Source organism: Rhizobacter sp. Root1238, assembly GCF_001425825.1.
In the GTDB taxonomy this organism is placed as follows: domain Bacteria; phylum Pseudomonadota; class Gammaproteobacteria; order Burkholderiales; family Burkholderiaceae_C; genus Rhizobacter.
The window spans coordinates 25,176-48,461 of sequence record NZ_LMDM01000015.1; the positions used below are offsets into that span (position 1 = coordinate 25,176).

Annotated in this window: 29 protein-coding genes; 18 read left to right on the top strand and 11 right to left on the bottom strand. The window is 70.3% G+C overall.

What is annotated here, in order from left to right; translation table 11 throughout:
- Nucleotides 1-7: 7 nt before the first annotated feature.
- Nucleotides 8-979, bottom strand: coding sequence for a lipopolysaccharide heptosyltransferase I (gene waaC / locus ASC98_RS13465; RefSeq protein WP_056811622.1), 972 nt, complete (start codon nucleotides 977-979; stop codon nucleotides 8-10).
- Between the two features lie 16 nt (nucleotides 980-995).
- Nucleotides 996-2,387 (bottom strand): phosphomannomutase/phosphoglucomutase, encoded by a 1,392-nt coding sequence (locus ASC98_RS13470; RefSeq protein ID WP_056811624.1) that lies wholly within the window; start codon nucleotides 2,385-2,387, stop codon nucleotides 996-998.
- A 218-nt stretch (nucleotides 2,388-2,605) separates the two neighbouring features.
- Here ASC98_RS13470 and ASC98_RS13475 point away from each other — a divergent pair, with 218 nt between their 5' ends.
- The 5 genes from ASC98_RS13475 to ASC98_RS13495 all read left to right on the top strand — a co-directional run bounded on the left by ASC98_RS13475 (nucleotide 2,606) and on the right by ASC98_RS13495 (nucleotide 7,316).
- Nucleotides 2,606-4,120, top strand: a complete 1,515-nt coding sequence (locus ASC98_RS13475; RefSeq protein ID WP_056820022.1) for a DNA-3-methyladenine glycosylase 2 family protein — start codon at nucleotides 2,606-2,608, stop codon at nucleotides 4,118-4,120.
- Nucleotides 4,120-4,662, top strand: coding sequence for a methylated-DNA--[protein]-cysteine S-methyltransferase (locus ASC98_RS13480; protein ID WP_056811631.1), 543 nt, complete (start codon nucleotides 4,120-4,122; stop codon nucleotides 4,660-4,662). Before ASC98_RS13475 ends, ASC98_RS13480 begins: the two co-directional genes overlap by 1 nt.
- Nucleotides 4,659-5,552 (top strand): DMT family transporter, encoded by an 894-nt coding sequence (locus tag ASC98_RS13485; protein WP_056811634.1) that lies wholly within the window; start codon nucleotides 4,659-4,661, stop codon nucleotides 5,550-5,552. Before ASC98_RS13480 ends, ASC98_RS13485 begins: the two co-directional genes overlap by 4 nt.
- A gap of 64 nt (nucleotides 5,553-5,616) precedes the next feature.
- On the top strand, nucleotides 5,617-6,015 hold the full coding sequence (locus ASC98_RS13490; RefSeq protein ID WP_056811636.1) for an Lrp/AsnC family transcriptional regulator: 399 nt from the start codon (nucleotides 5,617-5,619) through the stop codon (nucleotides 6,013-6,015).
- A complete protein-coding gene (locus tag ASC98_RS13495; RefSeq protein WP_235581256.1) occupies nucleotides 6,012-7,316 on the top strand; it encodes a type II toxin-antitoxin system HipA family toxin in 1,305 nt (434 codons plus the stop codon). The genes ASC98_RS13490 and ASC98_RS13495 overlap by 4 nt, the downstream gene beginning before the upstream one ends.
- 43 nt (nucleotides 7,317-7,359) lie before the next feature.
- Here ASC98_RS13495 and ASC98_RS13500 read toward each other — a convergent pair whose 3' ends face one another.
- The 5 genes from ASC98_RS13500 to ASC98_RS13515 all read right to left on the bottom strand — a co-directional run bounded on the left by ASC98_RS13500 (nucleotide 7,360) and on the right by ASC98_RS13515 (nucleotide 10,361).
- Nucleotides 7,360-7,581 (bottom strand): hypothetical protein, encoded by a 222-nt coding sequence (locus ASC98_RS13500; RefSeq protein WP_157597701.1) that lies wholly within the window; start codon nucleotides 7,579-7,581, stop codon nucleotides 7,360-7,362.
- The gene (locus tag ASC98_RS30355; protein WP_157597700.1) at nucleotides 7,557-7,850 is read right to left on the bottom strand and encodes a hypothetical protein; all 294 of its coding nucleotides are present in this window, start codon (nucleotides 7,848-7,850) and stop codon (nucleotides 7,557-7,559) included. Before ASC98_RS30355 ends, ASC98_RS13500 begins: the two co-directional genes overlap by 25 nt.
- An 82-nt stretch (nucleotides 7,851-7,932) precedes the next feature.
- On the bottom strand, nucleotides 7,933-8,844 hold the full coding sequence (locus ASC98_RS13505; protein WP_056811643.1) for a hypothetical protein: 912 nt from the start codon (nucleotides 8,842-8,844) through the stop codon (nucleotides 7,933-7,935).
- Between the two features lie 123 nt (nucleotides 8,845-8,967).
- The gene (locus tag ASC98_RS13510) at nucleotides 8,968-9,876 is read right to left on the bottom strand and encodes a DUF2145 domain-containing protein (protein WP_200952971.1); all 909 of its coding nucleotides are present in this window, start codon (nucleotides 9,874-9,876) and stop codon (nucleotides 8,968-8,970) included.
- Between the two features lie 2 nt (nucleotides 9,877-9,878).
- Nucleotides 9,879-10,361 carry a hypothetical protein gene (locus ASC98_RS13515; protein WP_056812141.1) on the bottom strand — a complete coding sequence of 161 codons (483 nt, stop codon included), beginning with the start codon at nucleotides 10,359-10,361 and terminating at the stop codon, nucleotides 9,879-9,881.
- A gap of 76 nt (nucleotides 10,362-10,437) precedes the next feature.
- Here ASC98_RS13515 and ASC98_RS13520 point away from each other — a divergent pair, with 76 nt between their 5' ends.
- The 11 genes from ASC98_RS13520 to ASC98_RS13570 all read left to right on the top strand — a co-directional run bounded on the left by ASC98_RS13520 (nucleotide 10,438) and on the right by ASC98_RS13570 (nucleotide 19,250).
- A complete protein-coding gene (locus tag ASC98_RS13520; RefSeq protein WP_056811650.1) occupies nucleotides 10,438-11,067 on the top strand; it encodes a TetR/AcrR family transcriptional regulator in 630 nt (209 codons plus the stop codon).
- A 103-nt stretch (nucleotides 11,068-11,170) separates the two neighbouring features.
- Complete coding sequence (locus tag ASC98_RS13525) at nucleotides 11,171-11,572, top strand: VOC family protein (protein WP_235581257.1); 402 nt, start codon at nucleotides 11,171-11,173, stop codon at nucleotides 11,570-11,572.
- 205 nt (nucleotides 11,573-11,777) lie between these two features.
- Nucleotides 11,778-12,845 (top strand): GlxA family transcriptional regulator, encoded by a 1,068-nt coding sequence (locus ASC98_RS13530; protein WP_056811653.1) that lies wholly within the window; start codon nucleotides 11,778-11,780, stop codon nucleotides 12,843-12,845.
- Nucleotides 12,842-13,237: a hypothetical protein gene (locus ASC98_RS13535; RefSeq protein WP_056811656.1), complete on the top strand. Its 396-nt coding sequence runs from the start codon at nucleotides 12,842-12,844 to the stop codon at nucleotides 13,235-13,237. Before ASC98_RS13530 ends, ASC98_RS13535 begins: the two co-directional genes overlap by 4 nt.
- 30 nt (nucleotides 13,238-13,267) lie before the next feature.
- A complete protein-coding gene (locus ASC98_RS13540; RefSeq protein WP_056811659.1) occupies nucleotides 13,268-13,948 on the top strand; it encodes a biliverdin-producing heme oxygenase in 681 nt (226 codons plus the stop codon).
- Nucleotides 13,949-13,994: 46 nt separating this feature from the next.
- The gene (locus ASC98_RS13545) at nucleotides 13,995-15,224 is read left to right on the top strand and encodes a hypothetical protein (RefSeq protein WP_056811662.1); all 1,230 of its coding nucleotides are present in this window, start codon (nucleotides 13,995-13,997) and stop codon (nucleotides 15,222-15,224) included.
- A gap of 87 nt (nucleotides 15,225-15,311) precedes the next feature.
- Nucleotides 15,312-15,935: a PQQ-binding-like beta-propeller repeat protein gene (locus ASC98_RS13550; RefSeq protein ID WP_056811665.1), complete on the top strand. Its 624-nt coding sequence runs from the start codon at nucleotides 15,312-15,314 to the stop codon at nucleotides 15,933-15,935.
- A gap of 89 nt (nucleotides 15,936-16,024) precedes the next feature.
- Nucleotides 16,025-16,795 (top strand): thioredoxin family protein, encoded by a 771-nt coding sequence (locus ASC98_RS13555; RefSeq protein WP_056811667.1) that lies wholly within the window; start codon nucleotides 16,025-16,027, stop codon nucleotides 16,793-16,795.
- A gap of 391 nt (nucleotides 16,796-17,186) precedes the next feature.
- A complete protein-coding gene (locus tag ASC98_RS30360; protein WP_056820025.1) occupies nucleotides 17,187-17,366 on the top strand; it encodes a hypothetical protein in 180 nt (59 codons plus the stop codon).
- Between the two features lie 39 nt (nucleotides 17,367-17,405).
- On the top strand, nucleotides 17,406-18,782 hold the full coding sequence (locus ASC98_RS13565) for an ATPase domain-containing protein (RefSeq protein WP_082541621.1): 1,377 nt from the start codon (nucleotides 17,406-17,408) through the stop codon (nucleotides 18,780-18,782).
- A gap of 21 nt (nucleotides 18,783-18,803) precedes the next feature.
- A complete protein-coding gene (locus ASC98_RS13570) occupies nucleotides 18,804-19,250 on the top strand; it encodes a response regulator (protein ID WP_056811678.1) in 447 nt (148 codons plus the stop codon).
- 40 nt (nucleotides 19,251-19,290) lie between these two features.
- Here ASC98_RS13570 and ASC98_RS13575 read toward each other — a convergent pair whose 3' ends face one another.
- Nucleotides 19,291-20,199: an AraC family transcriptional regulator gene (locus ASC98_RS13575; RefSeq protein WP_200952957.1), complete on the bottom strand. Its 909-nt coding sequence runs from the start codon at nucleotides 20,197-20,199 to the stop codon at nucleotides 19,291-19,293.
- 118 nt (nucleotides 20,200-20,317) lie between these two features.
- Nucleotides 20,318-20,986 carry a DUF1579 family protein gene (locus ASC98_RS13580; RefSeq protein WP_056811684.1) on the bottom strand — a complete coding sequence of 223 codons (669 nt, stop codon included), beginning with the start codon at nucleotides 20,984-20,986 and terminating at the stop codon, nucleotides 20,318-20,320.
- 197 nt (nucleotides 20,987-21,183) lie between these two features.
- On the opposite strand from ASC98_RS13580, the gene ASC98_RS13585 reads away from it, so the two are divergent.
- Entirely contained in the window at nucleotides 21,184-21,510 is a 327-nt protein-coding gene (locus tag ASC98_RS13585; protein ID WP_056811686.1) for a helix-turn-helix transcriptional regulator, read from the top strand.
- Nucleotides 21,511-21,530: 20 nt separating this feature from the next.
- On the top strand, nucleotides 21,531-22,016 hold the full coding sequence (locus tag ASC98_RS13590; protein ID WP_056812148.1) for an ArsI/CadI family heavy metal resistance metalloenzyme: 486 nt from the start codon (nucleotides 21,531-21,533) through the stop codon (nucleotides 22,014-22,016).
- 168 nt (nucleotides 22,017-22,184) lie between these two features.
- Here ASC98_RS13590 and ASC98_RS13595 read toward each other — a convergent pair whose 3' ends face one another.
- The gene (locus ASC98_RS13595; RefSeq protein WP_056811688.1) at nucleotides 22,185-22,433 is read right to left on the bottom strand and encodes a hypothetical protein; all 249 of its coding nucleotides are present in this window, start codon (nucleotides 22,431-22,433) and stop codon (nucleotides 22,185-22,187) included.
- A 14-nt stretch (nucleotides 22,434-22,447) separates the two neighbouring features.
- Complete coding sequence (locus tag ASC98_RS13600; protein WP_056811691.1) at nucleotides 22,448-23,146, bottom strand: DsbA family protein; 699 nt, start codon at nucleotides 23,144-23,146, stop codon at nucleotides 22,448-22,450.
- Nucleotides 23,147-23,286 lie beyond the last annotated feature (140 nt).

The window sequence follows — 23,286 nt, forward strand, 5'->3', positions numbered from 1 at the left end:
GCGCCCGTCATGCCCGCGCCGCGGCGCGCACGACCTGCCAGGCGGCCCACACCAGGTCGACCTCCGGCGTCGGCGTGCGTTCGACCGACACCTGGTGCCGGTGGCCGTGCGCCATCTGCGGGCCGGTACGCCACGCGGTCGGAAAGTTGTACAGCTGCACATGCGGCAGCCCGAGCGCGACCGCGATGTGGCTCAGCCCGCTGTCGACACCGATCACGCCCTGCGCCGCGCCCATGCGGTCGACCAGCGCGTCGAGCGACATCGCCGGCCACACCTCGGCATGCGCACCGAAGGCCTGCTGCAGGCGCTGCGCGCGCGCCAGCTCCTCGGCCCCCGCATGCGGCAGCGCGATGCGCCAGCCGGAGCCGATGCAGCGCTGGCCGAATTCGATCCAGTGCTGCTCGGGCCACAGCTTGTCGTCGCGCGAACTGCCGTGCACGAACACCAGCGTCGGCGGCGGCAGCGGCTGCGCATCGGCGCGCAGCCCGAACTGCGGCGGACCCTGCACGGTGTAGTTCAGCGCCATGCCGGCCAGCTTGCGCGAGCGGTCGAGCGCATGCACGTGCGGCTCCATCGCGAGCGGCTGGTCGATCAGCCAGCGCGCCGGCCATTCGAAGCCGGAGCCGTCGGTGCGGTTCGCGAGGCCGAAGCTCGGCCCGTCGGCCAGCCGCGCGACCAGCGCCGATTTGGTCAGGCCCTGCAGGTCGAGCACCGCGTCGTAGCGGTGCTGCCCCAGCTGCCGGCGGAATGCGCGCCATTCGTCGCGCACCGGGCGCGTCCACCACGCGCGGCGCCAGCGGCGCTGCGCGCATTCGATCACCTCGCTGACGCCGTGCACGCGCCGCACCAGCGGCGCGAAGCCCGGCTCGACGACCCAGTCGACCTGCGCATGGCGGTAGACCGCCCGCAGGTCGTGGACGACAGGCATCGCATGCACCACGTCGCCGAGTGACGACAGCTTGACGATCAGGACGCGCACGACGACGGCGACGCGGTCAATGCGCGGCGGCCGCGATCTGCGCGTCGGGCTTGGCCACGCGCAGCGCGGCCATGAAGTCGGCCTCGATGCGGTGCAGCGCCGCCTCGGTGTGCCCTTCGAAGCGCAGCACCAGCACCGGCGTGGTGTTCGACGAACGGATCAGCCCGAAGCCGTCGTCGTACTCGGCACGCAGCCCGTCGATCGTGATGATCTCCTTCGCGCCGGGGAAGCGCGCGCCGTCGAGCAGCTTCTGCACCACCTGCTTCGGCTCGCCTTCGTCGCACGCGACGTTCAGCTCGGGCGTGCTGAAGCTGGTCGGCAGCGCGTTCAGCACCTGGCTAGGGTTCTTGCCGCGCGACAGGATCTCCAGCAGGCGCGCCGCGGTGTAGGTGGCATCGTCGAAGCCGTACCAGCGCTCGCCGAAGAAGATGTGGCCGCTCATCTCGCCGGCCAGCGGCGCCTTCAGCTCCTTCATCTTCGCCTTCACGAGCGAGTGGCCGGTCTTCCACATCAGCGGCTTGCCGCCGGCGGCGCGGATGGTCGGCGCGAGGCGCTGCGTGCACTTCACGTCGAAGATGATGGTGCCGCCCTGGTTGCGCGACAGCACGTCGGTGGCAAACAGCATCAGCTGGCGATCGGGGTAGATGATGTTGCCTTCCTTCGTGACCACGCCGAGCCGGTCGCCGTCGCCGTCGAACGCGAGGCCCAGCTCGGCATCGGTCTCCTTCACGGTGCGGATCAGGTCGGCCAGGTTCTCGGGCTTGCTCGGGTCCGGGTGGTGGTTCGGGAAATCGCCGTCGACCTCGGAGTAGAGCTCGGTCACCTCGCAGCCGAGCGCGCGCAGGATGCCGGGCGCCGACGCACCGGGGATGCCGTTGCCGGAGTCGACGACGATCTTCATCCTGCGGGCCAGCTTGCAGTCGCCGACGATGCGTGCGCGGTACTCGGCCAGCACGTCCATCGTGCCGGTGCGGCCGCTGGCCACGGTGTAGTTCTCGGCCTCCATGCGGATGCGCAGCGCCTGGATCTCGTCGCCGTAGATCGCGCGGCCGGCCAGCACCATCTTGAAGCCGTTGTAGTCCTTCGGGTTATGGCTGCCGGTGACCTGGATGCCGCTGTTGCAGCCATGCTGGCCGCGCGTGGCGGCCACGTAGTACAGCATCGGCGTCGTCACGGCGCCGATGTCAACGACGTCGAGCCCGGTCGACGCGAGGCCGCGGATCAGCGCGGCGACCAGGCCCGGCCCCGACAGGCGGCCGTCACGGCCCACCGCCACGGCCTTCTCACCCGCCTTCAGTGCTTCGCTGCCGAAGGCACGGCCCAGGTGCTCCGCGAACGCTTCGTCGATCGTCTTGCCGACGATGCCGCGGATGTCATAGGCCTTGAAGTTGGACGCAGTCACTTGCATTCGGTTTCTCCTGGAGAGGTGCGCATTGTAGGGAGCGTCTGACATGCAGCCTTCGGGCCAACGCGATGCAGACGCAGCCCACAGCGGGCCGAGCGCCGGGCCGCCCCAAGCCGGCCCGCGTCCCCTCGGGGGACCGTTCGGCGTACTCGCCGGACGAGGGGTCGTCGATATGTCCGAAAACGGCGAGTCTTGCCGCGCCAGGGTTCGATAATGACGCCATGCCTTCCTTCGATTCCGATGCCGCCTACCTGGCCATCAAGGCCCGCGACGCCCGCTTCGACGGCCGCTGGTTCGTCGGCGTCACGTCCACCGGCATTTATTGCCGACCGATTTGCCGCGTGCGCACGCCGCGCCGCGAGAACTGCGTGTTCTTCGACACGCCGGCCCAGGCCGAGGCGGCGAGCTTCCGCCCCTGCATGAAGTGCCGGCCCGAGGTCGCGCCCGGGCCGGGGCTCGCGTGGACGGTGATGGATGCATCTCGCACGCTGGCCCGCCAGGCGGCGCACTGGCTGGACCATGCGGCGGCCGAGGAAGAAACGCCGTCGATCGCGGCACTGGCCGCGCACCTGGGCGTCAGCGACCGCCACCTGCGGCGCATCTTCGCGGCCGAGCATGGCGTGACGCCGCTGCAGTACGTGCAGACACGCCGGCTGCTGCTGGCCAAGCAGCTGCTGACCGACACCCGCTTGCCGGTCGCGCAGGTCGCGCTGGCGAGCGGCTTTCGCAGCCTGCGGCGCTTCAACGCCGCCTTCGCCGACAGCTACCGGATGAGCCCGACGCGGCTGCGCGGCGATGCCACCCCCGAGGCCGTCTCGCCCGCCGACGGCGTGACGGTCACGCTCGGCTTCCGCACGCCCTACGACACGGCCGCGATGCTGCGCTTCCTGACGGCGCGCGCGGTGCCGGGCGTCGAGGCGGTCGAGGCCTGCAGCGTGCGGCGCAGCGTGCGCGCCGGCGTGCTCGGACCCGAGGCCGGCTGGCTCGAAGCCGCGTTCATCGACGCGACGCCGACGCGCCCGGCCAGCCTGCGGCTGCGCTATGCGCCGACGCTCGCGCGGCACAGCGGCCGCGTCGTGATGGCGGTGCGGCGCTGGCTCGACCTCGATGCCGCGCCGCAGACCATCGACGACGCGCTGCACGACCTGCCCGGAGCGCCGGGCCTGCGGATGCCGGGCAGCATCGACGCGTTCGAGATGGCCGTGCGCGCCGTGCTCGGCCAGCAGGTCACGGTCGCGGCGGCGCGCACGCTGGCACGGCGGCTGATCGAGCGCTTCGGCGAGCCGATCGCCACGCCGTGGGACGACATCGCCCGCGGCTTCCCGTCGCCGGCCGTGCTGGCCGCGGCGCCGCTTGCGCACATCGCCGAACTCGGCATCATCCGCACCCGTGTCGGCGCGATCCAGGCGCTCGCGAACGCCTGGCCCGAGCTGACGCGGCTGCTCGCGTTGCCGCACCAGCCCGAGGCGCTGATGACGGCGCTGGCCGGGCTGCCCGGCATCGGCCCGTGGACGGCGCACTACCTCGCGATGCGCGCGCTCGGCTGGCCCGACGCCTTCCCACCGAAGGACGTCGCGGTGCTGAATGCGATGAAGACCTTGTTCGGCACGCAGAACCAGCGCGAAGCCGATGCCCGCGCCGAGGCCTGGCGGCCCTGGCGCTCCTATGCGGTGCTCAGGTTGTGGAACAGCCTGGCGCCTTTGCCGCTCGCTTCAACCTCTACCGGAGACACCTGATGAACACCTCCAGCACACTCAACCGCCGCCTGCAGGCCGTCTGCACCGCGCAAGCCGCCTTCGATTCGCCGCTAGGTCCGATGCTGCTCGCGCGCACCGCGAACGGCGTGGCCGGCATGTGGTTCGAAGGCCAGAAGGCCCATCCGGGCGAGTTGCCCACGGTGCCGCACGACCCGGACGATCCGCTGCTGAAGGAAGCGGCCCGGCAGCTGCGCGACTACTTCGCCGGAACGCGCACGCAGTTCGAGCTGCCGCTGGACCTGCAGGGCACGCCGTTCCAGCAGATCGTCTGGCAGGCGCTGCTGCGCATCCCGGCCGGCGGCACCTGCACCTATGCGGCGATCGCGCGCGAGGTCGGCGCGCCGCAGGCGGTGCGGGCGGTCGGCGCGGCGGTCGGGCGCAACCCGGTCTCGGTGATCGTGCCGTGCCACCGCGTGCTGGGCCATGACGGCAGCCTCACCGGCTATGCCGGCGGCCTGCACCGCAAGCAGGCGCTGCTGCAACTCGAAGGCGTCGGTGGAATGCAGGAGGCCTTGTCTTGAAGCGCGCCGATGCGATCGAACTGACCGGGCTCGCCGCGATCTGGGGCGCCTCCTTCCTCTTCATGCGCATGGGCGCGGCCGAGTTCGGCCCCGTCGCGCTGGCGGCCGTGCGCGTCTGGGGCGCCACGCTGTTCCTGCTGCCGCTGCTCGCGCTGCGCGGCCAGGCCGGCGCGCTGCGCGCGCACTGGCGGCCGATCTTCGTCGTCGGCATCACGAACTCGGCGCTGCCCTTCCTGTGCTTCAGCTACGCCGCGCTGTCGATCACGGCCGGGCTGTCGTCGATCTTCAATGCCGCGACGCCATTGTTCGGCGCGCTGATCGCCTGGGGCTGGCTGCGCGACAAGCTGACGCCTGCGCGCATCGCGGGCCTCGCGATCGGCTTCCTCGGCGTGCTGTGGCTCGCGTGGGACAAGGCGAGCTTCAAGCCGGGCGCGAGCAGCGGCTGGGCGGTGCTCGCCTGCCTGGCGGCGACGCTGCTGTACGGCTTCTCGGGCAGCTTCACGAAGCGCTACCTGACCGGCGTGCCGCCGCTCGCGGTCGCCACCGGCAGCCAGCTGTCGTCGGCGCTGCTGCTGGCAGTGCCGGCGCTGGTGTGGTGGCCCGCCGCGATGCCGTCGATCACCGCGTGGTCGGCCGCGGCGCTGCTGGCGGTGGGCTGCACCGGCATCGCGTACATCCTGTTCTTCCGGCTGATCGCCCACATCGGGCCGGCGAACGCGTTGTCGGTCACCTTCCTGATCCCGGTGTTCGCGGTGCTGTGGGGCTGGCTGTTCCTGCACGAAGGCCTGACGCCGCAGATGCTCGCCGGCTGTGCGGTGATCCTGCTCGGCACCAGCCTGACGACCGGTGTGCTGAAACCGCCTGCCTGGTTTTCCAGACATTTCGCCTGATTTGCATGGTTTTCCAGTCAATGTATAGTGAAGCAATCATTCTGATGAAAATGATTGCTTTGCCATGCAAACCGATGCCACGCCGCGGGTTTCCCAGATCGTCGAGCCGCAGCAGCCGCTGCCTGCACAGCTGAAGGCCTTGCGCCGTGCCGGCCGCCGCTCGCTGGTGAGCCTGGCCGAGCGCACCGGGCTGAGCCGGCTGACCGTGGCGGCGGCCGAAGGCCAGGCCGATGCGCGGCTGTCGACGCTGACCGCGCTGTTCGACGAACTCGGCTACACGCTGGTGCCGGTGCCCAAGGCGCTGCTGGCCGAGACGGTCGCGTTCATCGCCAACCAGGGGCAGTCGGTGTCGCTGCCGGCCGGTGTCAGCGCGCCGCTCGGGGTGGCGCAGCAGGCGTTCCGGTACGGCGTCGACAAGACCACCAACATCGACGACGACGACGACGGCGAGACGCCCTCATGAACCGCCACGCCGGTCGCCACACCGACCCGATCACGATGGCCGAGCTGCGGCTGCACGTGCCCGATGCGGCACAGCCGCGGCGCATCGGCTGGCTGTCGCAGGTCGGCGACAACATCCGCGTGTCGTTCGACGAGGCCTACGTCGGCGACGCGACCCGGCCGACGCTGTCGCAGCTGTACCGCGGGGCCGACGAGGCACAGACCCGCGCGATCCTTTCGGCCGTCAACGACGAACGCCTGGTGCGCATCGGCCGGCTGCCGGTGTTCTTCGAGAACATGCTGCCCGAGGGGCACAACCGCGACCGGCTGGCCGAGCGGCGCGGCGTCGAGCGCGACGACGAGTTCGAGCTGCTGGCCGCCGCCGGCCACGACCTGCCCGGCGCGCTGGAAGTGCTGCCGGCGCATGAGGTTCCGACCGGCGTGGTCGAGCTGCATGCGACGAAACGGCTGGAGCCGCTGGAGCCGTCGGCGGTGGCCGCGCCGGTCGAAGACGGCTTCTCGCTCGGCGGCTTCGTCACCAAGTTCTCGATGGTGCACCGCGGCGCGCGCTATGTGGTGCGCAGCGGCACCGAGGCCGGCGAGGTGCTGGTGAAGCTGCCGTCAACGGCGTACCCGGACCTGGTGCACAACGAGGCATGCTGCTACCGGTTGGCCGAGGCGGTCGGCGTGCGCACGGCCGGCGCGAGTGCGCGGCCGGTGGCCGAGCTCGAGCTGCCCGGTGTCGCACTGCCGTTCAGCCACTACCTGCACGTGCCGCGCTTCGACCGCCGGCCGCTGCTCGACGGCCGCACGCAGCGCGTGCACTTCGAGGAGCTGACGCAGGCGCTCGGCATCGACAGCCGCCGCAAGTACCGCGACCTGCCGGCCGCGATGCGGGCCTTGCTGGTGCTGCTGAAGCAATCCCCGGCCAGCGACGTGCACGATCTCGACGAGGTGTTCCGCCGCTGGACGGCGTATGCGCTGATGGGCAACACCGATGCGCATTCGAAGAACTGGGCGCTGCTGTACGAAGACGGCATGCACCCGCGGCTCGCGCCGGCCTATGACATGGTGTGCGTCGCGGCCTACTTCGATCCGGCCGACCCGCGCGCGCTGTCGCAGAACCGCCGGATGGACGAATCGCTGAAGGCGTGGAACGAAAATGCCGCGGAGGCGCTGGCCAAGGCGGCAGGCCTGCTGGCGTTCAACCGGTTCCGGCGCGTCGTGCGCGAGACGAGCGAACGTGCCCGCGCGCTGTGGCCTGCGCTGCTGGCGGAGGCGCCGGAGCGCGTTGTGAGAACCATCACGCAGCGGTTGGCGTAGCGCGGCTACGAGCAGCTGTTCACCAGCTTCCCGTACAGCGTGTTCAGGTCCAGCTGCGACTGGAACCCCGCCGGCGCGTGGCCGTAGAAGCCGCTGTCGCGCAGCCGTTGCCCGACAGTGGGTGGCCCGGCGTGCCAAGCGTCGGGTAGTAGACGATGCCGTCCTGGTTGGCCGCGCCGTTGAAATTCGACGCATACGGCCAGGCCTTCAGCCCATGGCCCTTGGCCTCCTGCACCGTCTTCATGCGGTTGGTGCCGTTGTCCATCTCGAACGACACCGTGCCGTCGAGGTTTCATGGCCGTTGCGGTACGGGCTGCCGGCCGGCGTGAACGCGAAGAAATCGGTGTGGAAGACGGTGATCATTCCCTCCATCGTGCCGAACGGCGTGCCGTCCTTGCGCACCGAGATGATCGCGCCTTCGAGGTCGTTCTCGTGCTCCTGGTCGAAGGCCGTGTCCGACCAGTCGCGCGGGTGGTAGAACGAATAGCTGATGAACCAGTGCGTGCAGCTCTCTGCTCTCTCCCCTCGTGCCACGGTTGATGTGGCTGCGAGGGGAGGGAGCGCCGATGTCGCGTCGATGGCCCGACGCGGTCAGAACGATGGCAGCGCAAGCCGCTCAGCGGTCGTAGTACGGATCGTCCGGATGGCGGTGCGACGGGATGAAACTTCCGCGCGGCGGCGTGTTGTAGCTGACGCTGCTGACCGGATCCGAAGGGCCCGACACGCGCTGGCGGGGAGCGAGCGTCTGCTGGTACCGGCTCTCCGGCGTGTAGTACCGGCTCTGGTCCTCCGGATGCGGCGCATGCATCGGGTAATTCCGGTTGAACTGCGAGTACATCGCACCGGCCGCATCGGGACCTGAAATGCTCGAGCCCGGGTTGTGATGCCGGTACATCGCGGCCGCGCCGTCGGCCGTGTACGGCGTCATCGGGAACACTGCCGAATGGGTGGGTTGAGGTCCACCACGGCCATACCGCGCCTCGCGCATCGGCGGAATGTGGCTCTGGCGGAAGACTCCCGCTTCACCGTGATACAGCGGGTCGTGCGACGGCGGCCGCGACGAGGCCACCATCACGTTGCCACCCTGGCTGTCCATGATGTGCCGGCCCGGGTTCACGACATAGACGCCGTCGGTGCTGGCGCGGCCCGTGGGGTCGCCGATGCCGACGTGGTGGCCTGCGTGCAGGCCGACGTCGGAAATGCTGTCGTAGTTGCGTTCATCCGTCGTGTGCCGGTAGACCTCGACGCCCTGCGGACGCGGCAGGTCGCGCCGCGGCGCCCGCGTCGACGCGCTGGGACGCGGGTAGCCGCCGTCCGACTCGTCGCCCGACGAGATGGAATCGAAGCTGTCGCGCCGCCGGCGACCGCCGCCGCCGCCGGGGATGCCGATGGCCGACGAGCGCGACGGCGACGGGCCCCATGAATCGTCCGTCGGACCGCGCGAACGGCTTGGGATGTCGCGCGGCTGGGACCTGCTGCTGGCGGGTTGGTACGAGCCGTAGCGCGGCCCGAGGCGTCCGTTGTCCATCGTGAATTCCTTTTCAATCCGGTTTGAATGAGGAATTCAGTATTCGACCGGCAGCGGTGGTGATCACCGGATTCATGCGAAGGCAACGGGGCCGAATCCGAAGCCCGGTCCTTCGACTTTGTATCAATCGAACGCCAAGGTCTCGTCGCCGGCGCCCGCTTCGCAGCCCGGGCCGAGCGGCTGCCAGCCGCGGCGCACCACCACCTTGTGCTCGTCGTGGCACAGCTCCACGCGCTCGGCCTGCGGCAGCTGCCGGTGCACGAAAGCCTCGATCGCGGCCGGCGTGCTGATGTGCAGCGCCATCGCGTAGAGGTCGTCGCGCGGGTGGTCGTCGACGTGGATCAACGGCACGAACTGCGCCGCGAACATCAGCCCGTGCGAGCCGATCTCGACCGGCGCCGGCGCGTAGCCCTGCGCCTTCAGCCACTGCTGCGCCTGCTCGCGCGAAACGCGGCCCGGGTCGAAGCCGCCCCAGGCGCTGGCGATCAGCTCCATCACCCATTGGTTGCAGTTCTGGTAGCGCGTGCTGAACACGTAGGCATTGGCGCTGTAGCGGGCCGCCAGCAGGTCGAGCGCCAGCCGGCGGTCGAGCGACGTGCGCGCGAGCGCGGCGCCCTCGGCTTCGGGCAGCAGCACGATCGAGACGTGGCCGATGGACGGCCGGTCGGCACCGAGCAGGAAGCCGGCTACGCCCTGGTCGAAGAGGCGCGGACGCGATTCCTCGCAGGCGTAGTAGAGCTGGCGCACCGACCAGGCGCTGTCGGCATCGGCTTTCAGCAGGATGCCGGCGTGCGAATAGAGCAGCCCGAAGCGGCTCAGGTCCAGCCCCGAGCGCGAGATCAAGGCCACGTTGCGGCCCGAGCGATCGAGTTGCCGGCGCACCACGGCGGCGAAGCGCAGCAGCTTGTCCTGCTGGCCGGCATCGATCGCCGCCGGGCGATCGCAGAACTGCGCGCTGGCGGCCTGCGCGCCGCCGCACCAGGCACCGCAGGCCAGCACCGCCGCCGCGACCGCCGTGCGGCCGCGGGGCACCGTCACAGCGTGACGACGCGCGAATCGAGGTCGCGCCGCCAGTCGTCGGTCAGCACGAGGAAGAAGGCCTCGCGGGTGTCGACACGGGCGAACTCGAAACCGTACGGGCGCTGATTCGCCTGCACCAGGTCCCCGGTGCCGAGCGGCCGCGCAGCGAGCGCCTGGCGCGGCAACTCGAGGATGAACTCGCGCGACGCACCGTCCGCGGTGGCCTGCAGCGTCAGCTGCATCATCGCGGGGCGGCCGGCGACTTCCGCCACCTCGGCCACCTCGATCACGCGGTACTGGCCTTCGGCGACGTCCTTGTCGCGCTTCGAGCTGTTGCTCGACCCCTTGATCGAATCGGACACGCTGCCGGACGAGGCCGATCCGGCACTCGAGGCCGACGAAGCGAAGCTCTCGGCCTGGACCGGCAGCTGGGTGCCGAGGGCCAGCAGCGACAGCGCGGACAGGCAGGTCGCGCGAATGAGGGGCAGTCGGGTCATGGTCATCCTTCGGTGATGCGGGACAAGGGACGCGGGGTACGGCGCAGCATAGCCGACGACGCGCGAGAATCCGCCCATGCCCCGCCCCCCTCCGCTGACACCCCGCAAGGCACCGCAGCAGGCCCGTTCGCAGCGCACGGTCGAAGCGCTGCTCGAGGCCGCGGCGCAGGTGCTCGAAGCCCGCGGCATGGCCGGCTTCAACACGAACGCGGTGGCCGAGCGGGCGGGCGTCGGCATCGGCTCGCTGTACCAATACTTCCCGTCCAAGGAGGCGCTGACGCTCGGGCTGATGCAGCGCGAGGGCGAGCGCTTCCATGCCGAGGCGCGGGCCGCGCTGGCGCAGCCGGACGGCGCGACCGCCTTGCGCGTGCTGATCGCCGCCTCGGTGGCGCAGCAGCTGCGGCGGCCCGAGCTGGCGCGCCTGCTCGATGTCGAAGAGAGCCGTCCCGAGCTGCGTGCCGCGGTGGTCAAGGGGGCGTTCCGCTCGGTGGTCGCCGAGTTGCTGGGGCGCGCCGACCTGCCGCGCCAGCCCGACCCCGAACGGGCGGTCGACGATGTCGGCGCCATCGTGCGCGGCCTCGTCGACGGTGCCGGGGAACGCGGCGAATCCGACGAGCCGGCGCTGCGCCGGCGCGTCGAGGCCGCCGTCTTCGGCTACCTGCGCCTGGCCGCCGTCAGCCCCGAAAGCGAGTCGGACAAGCGCTGAGCCGCCGTCCGTCCCGGGGCCGGCCGAGCGCCTGCCGATGCGAGTAGATCGAACGGCCCCCGCTTCCTACGATGCCGTCCTTTCTCACCCGAGGCATCGCCCCATGAACCACATCACCACCACCATGAAGCTCAACCACCTGAGCTTCCCGTCGAACGACCTCGCCGCGAGCACCCGCTTCTTCGAGCAGCGGCTCGGCTGCACGTCCACCGCCCACCCGGGCTACAACATCCTGAAGCGGCCCGGCTTCGACATCGTGCTCGAGCAGGCGCAGGGCTTCCAGGTCGACTGGCCGCACAACTTCCACATCGGCTTCGAGCTGCCGACGGCCGAGGACGTGCGCACGCTGTACGAGCGCTTCAAGGCCGACGGCATCGAGATCCAGGTCGAGCTGGTGCGCAGCCCGCGCGGCACGCGCTTCTTCTGCGTCGCGCCCGGCGGCTTGCTGGTCGAGATCAACACCCGTGCCGATGCGCCGGAAGCCGTCCGCGCGACGATGACCTGACAGCCCTCACCCCCGGGAGGACCCGCCCCTCCCGACCCATCGGTTAAGGCCAATACGACCTCCATTCGCGCCAAGGGAGGTCGATGTGCGAGAAAGTACACAGTCGAATCCCACACTCGCCGGAGAAGATAGCCCTGTTACGAACAGCAACAATGTTGGGACAGGGAGTACAAAAAGAATGGAAGCTATCTCGGATGTGCGATGCATGGCCGTGCTCGTACCGGACGGATCCAGCATCGTCGGCGTGGCCGGTCCGGCCGAAGTGTTCACCGTGGCCAACGCGCTGCTCGCGCGGGCCAACCGGCCCCCGGCCTACCGCGTCGCCTGTGTCTCGCGGCACGGCGGCGGGGTCGCCACCTCGGCGGGGTTCGCGCTGCAGACCCAGCCGCTGGACAGCCTGCCACCGGCCACCGTCGACACGCTGCTGGTGTGCGGCGGCCCGGAGATCGGGCCGGCGCTGCGCGATGCGGTGCTGATCGACTGGATCGCCCAGGCCGCACCGAAGGCGCGGCGCGTCGGCTCGATCGGCACCGGTTCGTTCCTGCTGGCCGCCGCCGGCCTGTTGAATGGCCAGCGCGCGGTCACGCTGGCGGGGAATGGCGACGATTTCAGGGCACGCTTCCCGCGCGTGCAACTCGAAGACGACCCGATCTACGTGCAGTCGGGCAAGTTCTGGACGGCCGCCGGCATGACGGCCGGCATCGACATGGCACTCGCGCTGGTGCGCGCCGACCTGGGTCCGCAGATCGGGCTGGACGTCGCCCGCACGCTGGTCGTGTTCATGGCGCGCTCCGGCAGCCAGGCGCAGCGCAGCACCTTGCTGAACCTGCAGGAGCGCCTCGCGCAACGCGGCACCGACAGCATGCTGACCGACCTGCTCGGCTGGGTCGCGACGCGCCTGAGCCAGCCCACCACGGTGACCGACATGGCCGGGCGCGCCGGCATGAGCCCGCGCAATTTCGCCCGCTTCTTCGTGCGCAGCACCGGGCAGACGCCGGCCAAGGTGGTGGAGCAGCTGCGCGTCGAGCGTGCCTGCCACCTGCTGGAGTCGTCGCCGGTGTCGATCAAGGCGATCGCGGCCCAGAGCGGCTTCGTCGACGACGAACGCATGCGCCGTGCGTTCGTTCGCCAGCTCGGCTGCACGCCGGCCGAATACCGCGCCCGCCTCGGCGGCGCGGACCTGCGCGCCCGCAGGCCGGGTTCCGGGCAACGGCACACGCGTCGCGCGCCGTTGGCGCAGCACGAGATCCGCCCGCAAGGAGAACCCGCATGACCGAGCTGTTGCTGTGGCTCGGCAGTGCGGCGGTGCTCCTGGCGGCCGGCGTGGCGACCGGCTGGCACTTCGGGCGGGCGCGCGAGATGAAGCGGGTGTCGCGCCGCGTCTCCATCGTGCTGGGCCAGGTCGAGCGCCGGCACAGGAAGGAGCTGAACCGCTTCCAGACCACCTTCGCGAAACAGGCGCAGGAGCTGAAGGAGGTGCGGGCGAAGCAACGCCTGCGCGAGGCGGCCGACCACCCGGCGAGCGCGCAGGTGCAGGTGCGCTCGCCGGGGTATCCGCAGGCGACATCCCGTTCGCTGAGTTCGCTGAGTTCGCTGACCGAAAGGCCGACGCTGCCGGAGCACGGCTTCGCGCCGACGCAGCCGATGCAGCATGCCAACCGCTGACCCCCGATCACCGAGACCCCACGCGCGCCCATGCACACCCCGTACATCGCCCTGCAGTTCCCGACCGTGCCGGCGCCGTTCGCGCCGACGCCGTCGGGCAGGCCCCTGACGCAGCGGCTCAGCGAAGACGCCGGTTTCCTGCACGACTACCTGCGCGACGGCCTGAACCTGATCGAGCCGTTCCGGACCGCCGAACACTACGCCGGCTTCCTGACGGTGCTGTACCACATGCTCGCCGACGTTCGGCGGCTCTATGCCGACGAGGAAGTCTGGCGCGTGATCCCCGACCCCGAGCTGGTCGACGCACCGCGCGCGCGCCGCATGGAGGCCGATCTGCAAGACCTGCGGGCCTGGCCGCCGAACCCCGGCGCGACACCGGCGACCCATGGCCTCGGGCTGATGGAGGCGCTGGGCTGGCTGTATGCGAGCGAGGGCCTGATGCTGAGCCTGGACATGATGGCGCAGGCGCAGAACCTCGGCGAGCAGCTCGGCCTGAGCGAGACGCACGGCGGGCGCCACCTGCTGTCGCCGCTGGCCAGCCGCACCCGCGCATGGCGAAGCCTGGCTGCGGTGCTCGACTCGGCCCGCTTCTCGCACGGGCAGGGCACCGACTTCGTGTCGGGCGCGAGCCTCGCGTACCACCGCCTCGACGAGCTGCTGTCGCTGGCACTGCGGCCGCGCACCGACACCGAGCCGGCCGAGATGGCCTGAACGGCTCGACATCGGGCACCGGCGCGGGCCGAGGTAGCCTTGCGCGATGGATTCCCTGATCACTGCCTCGGCGCGCGCGCTGGCCGCCGGCGACCCGCTCGGCGCGCTGAAGCGGATCGCGCTGCGCGACGACCCGCCGGCGCTGGCGCTGCGCGGCATCGCGATGGCGCAACTCGGTGAGCACCCGCGCGCCCGCGAACTGCTGCGCAGCGCGGCCCGCGGCTTCGGCGCGCATGAAGGGCTGGCGCGGGCGCGCTGCGTCGTCGCCGAGGCCGAGGTGGCGCTGGCGATGCGCGACCTCGGCGGCTCGCCGCGCGCGCTGGCCGATGCCGCGCTCGCACTCGAGGCGCGCGACGACCACGCGAATGCGCTGCAGGCGCGCCTGATCGCCGCGCGCCGGCTGCTGCTGCTGGGCCGGCTCGACGAGGCCGGCGCCGCGCTCGCGCAGCTCGATGTGCGCGGGCTGCCGGCATCGCTCGCGGCCGTGGCCGAACTGAGCGCCGCCGAACTCGCGCTGCGCTCGCTGCGGCCCGTGCCGGCGCGTGCGGCGCTCGTTCGCGCGCAGGCGGCCGCGGAGCGTGCCGGCGTGCCCGCGCTCGCCGCCGAGGTGGCCGAGGCACAGGCCGCGCTCGACCGGCCGGCCGCGCGCCGCGTGCGCCACCCCGACGCCGGCGGCGAACAGGCCTTGCGCATCGACGAGGTCGCGGCGCTGCTGGGCTCCGACGCGCTGGTCGTCGATGCCTGCCGCCACGGGCTGCAGGCGGCGGACACCTGGTTGCCGCTGGCCCGCCGGCCGGTGCTGTTCGGGCTGGCGCGCGCGCTGGCGCAGGCGTGGCCGGGCGACGTCGACCGCGACGAGCTGATCGAGCGTGTGTTCAACACCCGCCGCCCCGACGCGACGCACCGGGCGCGGCTGCGGGTCGAGATCGGCCGGCTGCGCGCGCTGGTCAAGCCGCTGGCCGACCTCGAAGCGACCTCGCGCGGCTTCGTGCTCCAGCCGCGCGGTGCGCGCGAGGTCGTGCTGCTCGCACCGCCGATCGATGGCGACCCGGGTTCGCTGCTGGCGCTGCTGTGCGACGGTGCGGCCTGGTCGACCTCGGCTTTGGCGCTGGCCCTCGGCGCCAGCCAGCGCACCGTGCAGCGCGCGCTCGCCGAGCTCGAAGCCGCCGGCCGCGTGCGGGCGATCGGGCAGGCGCGCTCGCGCCGCTGGCTCGCACCGCCGCTGGCCGGTTTCACGACGATCTTGTTACTCCCTGCTGCGCTGCCGATTGCATAGAGTTGTCTCACGGCGCCGATCCGCGGCGCGAGACAAGGAGCAGCAGTGAACCTCAAGACCCCGCAGACCCCGGCCCCCCGGGCGCGCATGGCCGAGATCGTGCGCGAGTACGGCCCGTTCGGCGATTCGACCAAGGTGGCCGGCGTCACGCACGACGGCCACCAGGTGTGGGCCGCCACCGGCGCCGCGCTGGTGGCGTTCGATCCGGCGAGCGGCAACACGACGCGCACGCTGAAGCTGCCCTGCGATGCCGGCACCGCGTTCGACGGCACCCACCTGTACCAGATCGCCGAATCGCGCATCGACAAGATCGACCCGGTGAGCGGCCAGGTGCTGGCGTCGATTCCGGCACCGGGCCACGGCGGCGACTCGGGGCTCGCATGGGCCGAGGGCAGCCTGTGGGTCGGGCAGCACCGCGAACGCAGGATCCACCAGATCGACCCGGCCACTGGCGCGATCCGGCGGACCATCGAATCCAACCGCTTCGTCACCGGCGTGACCTGGGTCGACGGCGAGCTGTGGCACGGCACCTGGGAGGGCGACGAGAGCGAGGTGCGTCGCATCGACCCGCAGAGCGGCGCCGTGCTGGACCGGCTGACGATGCCGGCCGGCGTCAACGTCAGCGGACTCGAATCCGATGGCGCCGACCTCTTCTATTGCGGCGGCGGCGGCACCGGCAAGGTCCGCGCCGTGCGGCGCCCGAAAGCGTGAGCGGCTGGACGCTCGCATCGCCCTCTCTTCATCCCTCCCCTCAACCCGTCCTTCCACCCGAACGGCTCGCCGAGCCGAGGAGCATCGCCATGAGCACTGACAACACCGTGAACCATCCCGTCGTTTCCCGTGACCGCTGGATCGCCGAGCGCAAGGCGCTGCTGGAGCGCGAGAAGGCGCTGACCCGGCAGCACGACGAACTGGCGCGCCAGCGCCGCGCGCTGCCGTGGGTGCGCGTCGAGACCGACTACCTCTTCGACACCCCCGACGGCAAGCGCTCGCTGGCCGAGCTGTTCGAAGGCCGCCGGCAACTCGTGGTGCAGCACTTCATGCTCGCACCCGGCTGGGAAGCGGGCTGCAAGAGCTGCTCGTTCATGGCCGACCACCTCGACGGGGCCGTGCCGCACCTGGCGCATCGCGACGTCGCGATGCTGGTGGTGTCGCGCGCGCCGCTGGCCGAGATCGAGCGCTTTCGCGAACGCATGGGCTGGCAGTTCCGCTGGGTGTCGTCGAACGGCACCGACTTCAACCGCGATTTCGGCGTCACGTTCACGCCGGACGAGGTGGCGCGCGGCGAGGCCTACTACAACTACAAGCTGCAGCCGTTCCCGGCCGAAGAGGCGCCCGGCATCAGCGTGTTCTGCAAGGACGACGCCGGCCGGGTGTTCCACACCTACTCGACCTTCGGGCGCGGCGTCGAGCTGATGATGGGCACCTACGACCTGCTGGACCTGACGCCGAAGGGCCGCGACGAAGAGGGCATGAGCCACACGATGGAGTGGGTGCGCCATCACGACCGCTACGAGACCGCGCCGCCCGCGAAGGCAGCAGCGGCTTCGTGCTGCTCGGCGCATGCCTGAGCCATGGCCAGCCTGTGGCCGTGGCTGGCGCTCGCCGGGCTCGGTGCCTTGCACGGGCTGAGCCCGCTCAACGGCTGGGGGCTCGTGGCGGCCTGCGGCCTGCGCATGCGCGAGAGAGCGCCGGTGCGCCGGGCGCTGTGCGCCATCGGCCTCGGGCATGTGGCGTCGATCGTGGCGGTGGCGTTCGTGTTCGCGCACGGCGGGTCGGTGGACCGGGACAGCGTCTGGTGGGTGGCCGGTGGGCTGCTGGCCATGCTGCTCATCGGGGTGGCGGCCTGTCGCGCGCTGCGAGGCCCGGCAGCACCCGCCGCGGCCGGCGCCTCGAACGCCGGCCGCGCGCTGATGGCGACATGGTCGTTCCTGATGACCACCGCGCACGGCGCCGGCCCTGATGCTGGTGCCGGCGTTCATGCCGCTGTGCCTCGCCGGCAACCCGGCGCGCGAAATCACCGCGTCGGGCTCGCTGGGCCTCGCGCTGGCGGCCGTGCTGGTTCACACGGCGGCGATGCTGGCCACCACCGGCCTCGTCGCCACCGGCGTCTGCCGCGGCGTCGCTGCGATGCGGCGATAAGATGGCCTCGTGGCAGTGCCAGGAGAAAAAGTGACTGAGATGAAAAGGTTGCCGACGGCCGTTCCCGGACTTGACGAGATCCTGCACGGAGGTCTGTTCGAAGGCGGCGTCTACATCCTCGAAGGGCCTCCGGGCGTCGGCAAGACGACCCTCGCGAACCAGATCGCCTACCAGGCGCATGCCAACGACGGCACCAAGACGCTCTACGTGACCCTGCTCGCCGAGTCGCACTCGCGCATGGTGCAGCACATGCAGGGCCAGGCCTACTTCAAGCCCGAAGCGGTCAATTCCGCGGTGATCTACGTCAGCGCCTACCGCGAACTGGAGCAGCAAGGCCTGAAGGCCGTCGTCGACCTGGTGCGCGGCGAACTGGCACGGCACAAGGCCTCGCTGTTCGTCGTCGACGGCCTGGTCGTCGAGAACCAGGAACTGGGGCCCGACGAGCGCATCCGGCAGTTCGTCCACGGCTTGCAGAGCGTGGCCTCCGCGATGACCTGCACCGGCCTGCTGCTGACCAGCGGCGGCAACCGCTCGCTCAACGCCGAGCAGACGATGGTCGACGGCATCTTCGCGTTCGAGGACTACGTCTACCAATGGCGCGCCGAGCGCCGGATCCAGATCCGCAAGTTCCGCGGCAGCGCGGTCGAGCGGGGCATGCACACGTTCTGCATCACCGATGAGGGGCTGCGCTTCTTCCCGCGGCTCGAAGGCCTGCCCTGGAACCCGCGTGCCGATGCGCATGCCGACGAGCGGCCTGTTTCTTCGGGGATGGCGGCGCTGGACGATGCCTGTGTTCACGGCGGCTTCGTCCGCGGCAGCAGCACGGTGGTGGTCGGCGACAGTGGCGCCGGCAAGACCTTGTTCGCGTTGGCGTTTGCCGCGCAGGCCAGCCTGCAGCAGCGGTGCCTGCTGCTGACGAGCGCCGACGCTCCCGGCGATCTCGTCCGTTTCGGCGAAGCCTTCTCGCTGCCCATTTCCGACGGCATCGACAGCGGCGCACTGGAGATCCAGTGGGAGCCGCAGGAAGACGAGGGCATGGACCAGATCGGGCACAAGCTGCTGCGGCTCGTCGACGAGTTCGGCTCGAAACGACTGGTGATCGACGGCCTGGCTGCACTCGCCGACACCGTCGCGTTTCCCGAGCGGGGCTATCGGTTTATCGGGCGCCTATTGCGCGAATTGAAGGCGAGGGGCGTAACGTCGGTGTTCACATTGGATCCGGCCGCGCTCGGATCCGCGGCGGGCAGGCCCTCGGCCGAGGGCCTGATCGCCTGGTTCGACAATGTGCTGGAGATGTCGCAGGCTGTCGGGGCGGAGGATGGCCGCGAACTGGCCATCCGGAAGATGCGTGGGGTGCGCGTGACTCGCACCAGGTTTCAGTTCGGGTGTGGCGCAGCCGGACTGACGGTGTCGTAACTTTTCGGGAGCACCATGCCGATGAAGTTGATCCTGATAGTCGAAGACGAGTACGGAAACGCCGAAGTGCTGCAGATGCTGCTGGAGGCGGAAGGCTACCGGGTGGCCGCGGCAGCGAATGGCAAGGCCGCGCTGGACTTGTTGGGCGGCGAGAAGCCGGCCGCGATTCTTTCGGATTTCATGATGCCGCACATGACCGGCAGCGAACTGGGCCTCGCGTTGCGAGCCAATCCTGCACTCGCCGACATCCCGTTCGTCTTCGTCAGCGCCAGCGATGAGGCCGTCGTGCACGAGCTGTTCAAGGATTACGACGCGTTCGTCAAGAAGCCGATCGAGGCAGAGAGCCTGTTGCAGCTGGTGGCGCACTTCGTCGCGAACGGACGGCCGGCGGAGCAGGACAGGCGAGACCCGGAAGTCGATCGCTCGATGCGACTGCTGCTGCGCGGCGTGAAGTTTCCGCCCGGCTGAACGGTCGAGGGCCGTCGCGGGTGGCGTTGTCGCCCGCTCGTCAGCGCGCCTGCGCGCGCAGCGTTCCCGGCGGCACACCGAAGATGCGTTTGAAGGCGCGGCTGAAGGAGGCTTCGGACTCATACCCCAGGCGCTGGGCGATGTCGGCGACGGTCGCTCCACCGTGACGCAGCCATCCGCCGGCCACGTGCATGCGCCAGTGCGCGAGATAGCGCGCCGGCGACAGCCCCACCGCCGCGCTGAAGCGCTCGGTGAAGACCGACCGCGACAAGCCCGCGATCGCGGCCAGCGCAACGACCGTCCAGAGATGACCCGGCTGGCGATGGATCGCCGCGAGCGCCCGGCCGATCTGCGCGTCGCGCGCACCGGCCATCCACCCCTTCAGGTCTTCCGCGTGGGTCTCGGCCCAGCTGCGCACCATGCAGGTGACCACCGCATCGGCGAGCCGCGCCATCACGGTCGCGGCGCCGACGCGGCGCGATGCCACTTCGGCCGCCATCAGCGACAGCAGCGCAGGCAGTGCGGGGTCGCTCGCATCGGCGCGCCGCAGGACCAGGACCGCCGGCATCAGTTGCGTGAGCGGGTGCACGGCCGGTTCGTCGAACTCGAGCGAGCAGCACACGATCAGCGAGCGCGCACCGCCACCGCCGGCGCGCATGTTGTGCGTGGTGGGACCGATCGGATCCTGCTCGAACTCCTCGAGCGGCCGGACACGGGAGTCGAGCGCGTCGGCAATGGCATGACCGGTGCCGCGCGGCAGCAGCGCCACATCGCCCGCGCCGATCCGGATCGGCTCCTGCGACGGAAGCTTCAGCCAGCATCCGCCCTCGACCGCGAAGTGGAAACACACGCCGTCCTGGGGCGGAATCTGCACGCCCCAGGGCGCGGTCATGTCGGTGCGGCAGTAGGACGCGCGCACCAGCCGCAGGTCCTGCAGGACCGGGCTCATCAGGTCGAGGTCGGGTGGCGGTGCGCTCATGCCGAGGAGTTTGCGCGGGCTGAGCGCACGCGTCGGGTGCGGGGTCTTCAGCGCGGCGGCGCGGTGCGTGCGTTCGCCATCGGTTCGCTCACGGGGCGGTGCGCGTGTAGACGGCGCGGGTCGCCAGCGCCTCCTTGCGGCCCGGTGGCGTGAAGTAGAGCTCGATGACGTGGCGGTCCTGATTCTCGATGTGGATCACCGTGCGCATCGGGACCACCTTGCCGACGAAGTCCTCGCCCGCGACGCCCTGGTCGACGAAGGTGCCGAAGAGGTCGATGCGCGTGCCCGGCACCGACCCCGACTGGCTGGCATATCGCATCATTCCGGCGTTCGTCTCGTCGATGGTGACCCATTCGTAGCGCGCGGCCATGTTGTCGTAGCCGAGCCAGCCGCGGCGCCAGTAGCGCGACTTCATCAGCGTGCCTTCGGTCGTGTCCTCGAGGTAGCGGCCACCGGCCACCCATTGGCGGCGGGTGACGATGTCATCGGACGTGATCGGCGGAGCGTCTTCGCGCCGACCCAGCGTCGCGTAGACGCCCATCTGCACGCGCCAGGTGCCCGCCAGCGGTGCGAGCGCGAGATGGCCCGGGCCCGGCAAGCCGCGACGCACCCACGCCGGCATGTCGGTGGGCGCTGCAGCCACGGGCGTGGTGGCGCCGTCCTTGTCCTTGTCCTGCGCCTGCGCGGCGCCGAGCGCGATGCCGAGCACCGCGATGCCGACGGCCCTGATGGGCACACGCTGCCAGCGGTTGTTCATGAAGACCTCTCGTGAATGCAAAGGCTCAGTGTGCCCACCGACACGGCCTGCAACCATGGCCCGGTGACCGGTTTGGCTGGCCGTTTGTCTTGCTCGCCTGTGGAGACACTCGATCCCCGAGGACGCTTCTGGATTGCGTCTCCAGAAGCGGAAAAGCCCTTTTGACGATATTTCGATAATTCTCGTACAGTCAACACATGGAACAGGACGACGTGATTCGGGCGCTCGCTGCGCTTGCCCACCCCTTGCGACTCCAGGTCTTCAGGGCCTTGGTCGTTGCCGGCCCGAGTGGAATGACGCCGGGCGTGATGAGCGAAGGGCTCGGAACCGTGCCCACGACCTTGTCCTTCCACCTCAAGGAACTGATGAGCGCCGGCCTGGTAACGCAGGAGCGCGTCAGCCGCCATCTCGTCTACCGGGCCGCCTATGACCAGATGAACGGCGTCATCGGCTTTCTCACCGAAAACTGCTGCGCAGGCGAATCCTGCGCAGTGCAACCCGAGTCCGCCAGGTGCGGATGCTGACTCACCCACAGGAGACCGACATGAAGCGATTCCACGTCCATGCCCACGTGCAGGATCTGCAGGCCAGCATTGCCTTCTATTCGAAGATGTTCTCCGCGGAGCCCACCCGTGTCGAGAGCGACTACGCGAAGTGGATGATCGAGGATCCCCGCATCAACTTCGCGATCTCCACGCGGGGCGGCACACCCGGGGTCGACCACCTCGGCATCCAGGCCGACACCGACGAGGAACTCGCAGCGTTGAAGGCGAGCGCCGAGGCGGCCGACATGACGCTGCTGGACGTGGGCGAAACGAGTTGCTGCTACGCGCGCAGCGACAAGTATTGGCTGACCGACCCGCAAGGCATCGCCTGGGAGCAGTTCCGGACGCTGGGCAACATCCCCGTGTTCAGCGAGAAGTCGCCGACGATGGAGCCCAGCTCAGCCGCCTGCTGTGCGACCCGCACGCCTCGCGGCAAGCCTCTCAACGTTCCCCTGACGGCGGCGCCCTCCCCGTCCTGCTGCTGACGCCTCGATGCCCAGGTTCAGCCTGCCTCGCTCGCCGAGCTTCTCGGGACCGCTCTGGCAGCACGATCTCGTTCGAAGCCCGGGCCCTCGGTCTGTGTCAGCACGGTGTTCCGCCTGCAGTCCCGTCGCGGGGCTGTAGGCAGAGGTCCAGGTGGGGGGTGAAGAGAGTCAGGGCGTGAACGGCAACGCGGCCTCGAAGCCTTCCAGTTCTTCGGCCAGCGTCCCGCGGCTGCGGAAATTCCGGCCGGCCTTGCCATACCAATACTCGGCATCTTCCAGGTCGCCCTCTTGAATGTGCAAGATGCCGTGCAGCCAGGCAGCCAAGGGCGAGTCGTCCTGCTGAACGAGGTTGTGCGCCTCGGTCCATTGCCCGGCCCGCAGGTGAACCAGCACTTGGCAAAGAAGGGCGTGGTTCATGCCACCAGCCGGATTCAGGGCGCACAGCCGTCGAGGCCGCAGACCGGTGGCGCGTCGTCCTTCGCCGCCGCAGTGGCACCACCTGTCTGCTGCGCCAGCCAGCTGCGCCAGGCGTCCGGTTGGCCAAGGTAGGGGCCGACGTCCACGATCGTGAAGCGGCCTTCGCGCTCCAACGCGACGGTCGGGAAGCCCTGGCCCCCCACGCGCGCCAGCAGCGCCCGGCTCCGTTCGATGTGAGCCGCCGTGGCTGCGCCATCGAGTCGCTGGTACGCGCTGCCGAAGGCTTCGGCGTCCAGCCCGAGCTCTGCGGCCAGTTCCTCGAGCACAGCGCGCTCGGCGATGCGACGGCCCTCGACGTAGTGCGCCTTCTGCAGGCGCGCCAGCATGTCCAGCCCGGCACCCGCCAGTTCATCGGCGGCCAAGATCGCGGTGATGGGCGGCGCCGAATCCAGCACCGCGCCAGTGTCACGCAGCAGGCCTTCGAAGTAGGCCTGCCCGAAGGGCTGACCCGTGGCCTGCGCTATGCGGCGATCGTGGGCCATCACGAACTGGCGCAACTCGGGCGTGACGGCGCGGCGTGCAGCGCCCGCCATCATGCCGCCGCCGTGCGCCTGCACGCGAAGCGTGTCGCGCGCCACACGGACCAGCGGCGCGGCGCCGTAGCACCAGCCGCACAGCGGGTCGTGGATGTAATGCAGGGTCGCGGTGCTCATGGTCAATCTCAGTCCCGAAGGATGAACTACGAATGCAAACATTCTGCGGCTGCCCGCGAGCTTCAGGCTGCACTGACCTCCGCTTCCTGCCGATGTCGATGGGCATGACCGCGCAGCATGTCGACTTGACGCAACGCTTC

What these genes read in the sequence shown, in the direction of transcription:
- ASC98_RS13470 (WP_056811624.1), bottom strand. Translation starts at nt 2,387, where the DNA reads ATGCAAGTGACTGCGTCCAACTTCAAGGCCTATGACATCCGCGGCATC.
- ASC98_RS13475 (WP_056820022.1), top strand. Translation starts at nt 2,606, where the DNA reads ATGCCTTCCTTCGATTCCGATGCCGCCTACCTGGCCATCAAGGCCCGC.
- ASC98_RS13480 (WP_056811631.1), top strand. Translation starts at nt 4,120, where the DNA reads ATGAACACCTCCAGCACACTCAACCGCCGCCTGCAGGCCGTCTGCACC.
- ASC98_RS13490 (WP_056811636.1), top strand. Translation starts at nt 5,617, where the DNA reads ATGCAAACCGATGCCACGCCGCGGGTTTCCCAGATCGTCGAGCCGCAG.
- ASC98_RS13495 (WP_235581256.1), top strand. Translation starts at nt 6,012, where the DNA reads ATGAACCGCCACGCCGGTCGCCACACCGACCCGATCACGATGGCCGAG.
- ASC98_RS13500 (WP_157597701.1), bottom strand. Translation starts at nt 7,581, where the DNA reads ATGGACAACGGCACCAACCGCATGAAGACGGTGCAGGAGGCCAAGGGC.
- ASC98_RS13505 (WP_056811643.1), bottom strand. Translation starts at nt 8,844, where the DNA reads ATGGACAACGGACGCCTCGGGCCGCGCTACGGCTCGTACCAACCCGCC.
- ASC98_RS13515 (WP_056812141.1), bottom strand. Translation starts at nt 10,361, where the DNA reads ATGACCCGACTGCCCCTCATTCGCGCGACCTGCCTGTCCGCGCTGTCG.
- ASC98_RS13520 (WP_056811650.1), top strand. Translation starts at nt 10,438, where the DNA reads ATGCCCCGCCCCCCTCCGCTGACACCCCGCAAGGCACCGCAGCAGGCC.
- ASC98_RS13525 (WP_235581257.1), top strand. Translation starts at nt 11,171, where the DNA reads ATGAACCACATCACCACCACCATGAAGCTCAACCACCTGAGCTTCCCG.
- ASC98_RS13530 (WP_056811653.1), top strand. Translation starts at nt 11,778, where the DNA reads ATGGCCGTGCTCGTACCGGACGGATCCAGCATCGTCGGCGTGGCCGGT.
- ASC98_RS13535 (WP_056811656.1), top strand. Translation starts at nt 12,842, where the DNA reads ATGACCGAGCTGTTGCTGTGGCTCGGCAGTGCGGCGGTGCTCCTGGCG.
- ASC98_RS13540 (WP_056811659.1), top strand. Translation starts at nt 13,268, where the DNA reads ATGCACACCCCGTACATCGCCCTGCAGTTCCCGACCGTGCCGGCGCCG.
- ASC98_RS13545 (WP_056811662.1), top strand. Translation starts at nt 13,995, where the DNA reads ATGGATTCCCTGATCACTGCCTCGGCGCGCGCGCTGGCCGCCGGCGAC.
- ASC98_RS13550 (WP_056811665.1), top strand. Translation starts at nt 15,312, where the DNA reads ATGGCCGAGATCGTGCGCGAGTACGGCCCGTTCGGCGATTCGACCAAG.
- ASC98_RS13555 (WP_056811667.1), top strand. Translation starts at nt 16,025, where the DNA reads ATGAGCACTGACAACACCGTGAACCATCCCGTCGTTTCCCGTGACCGC.
- ASC98_RS30360 (WP_056820025.1), top strand. Translation starts at nt 17,187, where the DNA reads ATGCTGGTGCCGGCGTTCATGCCGCTGTGCCTCGCCGGCAACCCGGCG.
- ASC98_RS13565 (WP_082541621.1), top strand. Translation starts at nt 17,406, where the DNA reads ATGAAAAGGTTGCCGACGGCCGTTCCCGGACTTGACGAGATCCTGCAC.
- ASC98_RS13570 (WP_056811678.1), top strand. Translation starts at nt 18,804, where the DNA reads ATGAAGTTGATCCTGATAGTCGAAGACGAGTACGGAAACGCCGAAGTG.
- ASC98_RS13575 (WP_200952957.1), bottom strand. Translation starts at nt 20,199, where the DNA reads ATGAGCCCGGTCCTGCAGGACCTGCGGCTGGTGCGCGCGTCCTACTGC.
- ASC98_RS13580 (WP_056811684.1), bottom strand. Translation starts at nt 20,986, where the DNA reads ATGAACAACCGCTGGCAGCGTGTGCCCATCAGGGCCGTCGGCATCGCG.
- ASC98_RS13585 (WP_056811686.1), top strand. Translation starts at nt 21,184, where the DNA reads ATGGAACAGGACGACGTGATTCGGGCGCTCGCTGCGCTTGCCCACCCC.
- ASC98_RS13590 (WP_056812148.1), top strand. Translation starts at nt 21,531, where the DNA reads ATGAAGCGATTCCACGTCCATGCCCACGTGCAGGATCTGCAGGCCAGC.
- ASC98_RS13595 (WP_056811688.1), bottom strand. Translation starts at nt 22,433, where the DNA reads ATGAACCACGCCCTTCTTTGCCAAGTGCTGGTTCACCTGCGGGCCGGG.
- ASC98_RS13600 (WP_056811691.1), bottom strand. Translation starts at nt 23,146, where the DNA reads ATGAGCACCGCGACCCTGCATTACATCCACGACCCGCTGTGCGGCTGG.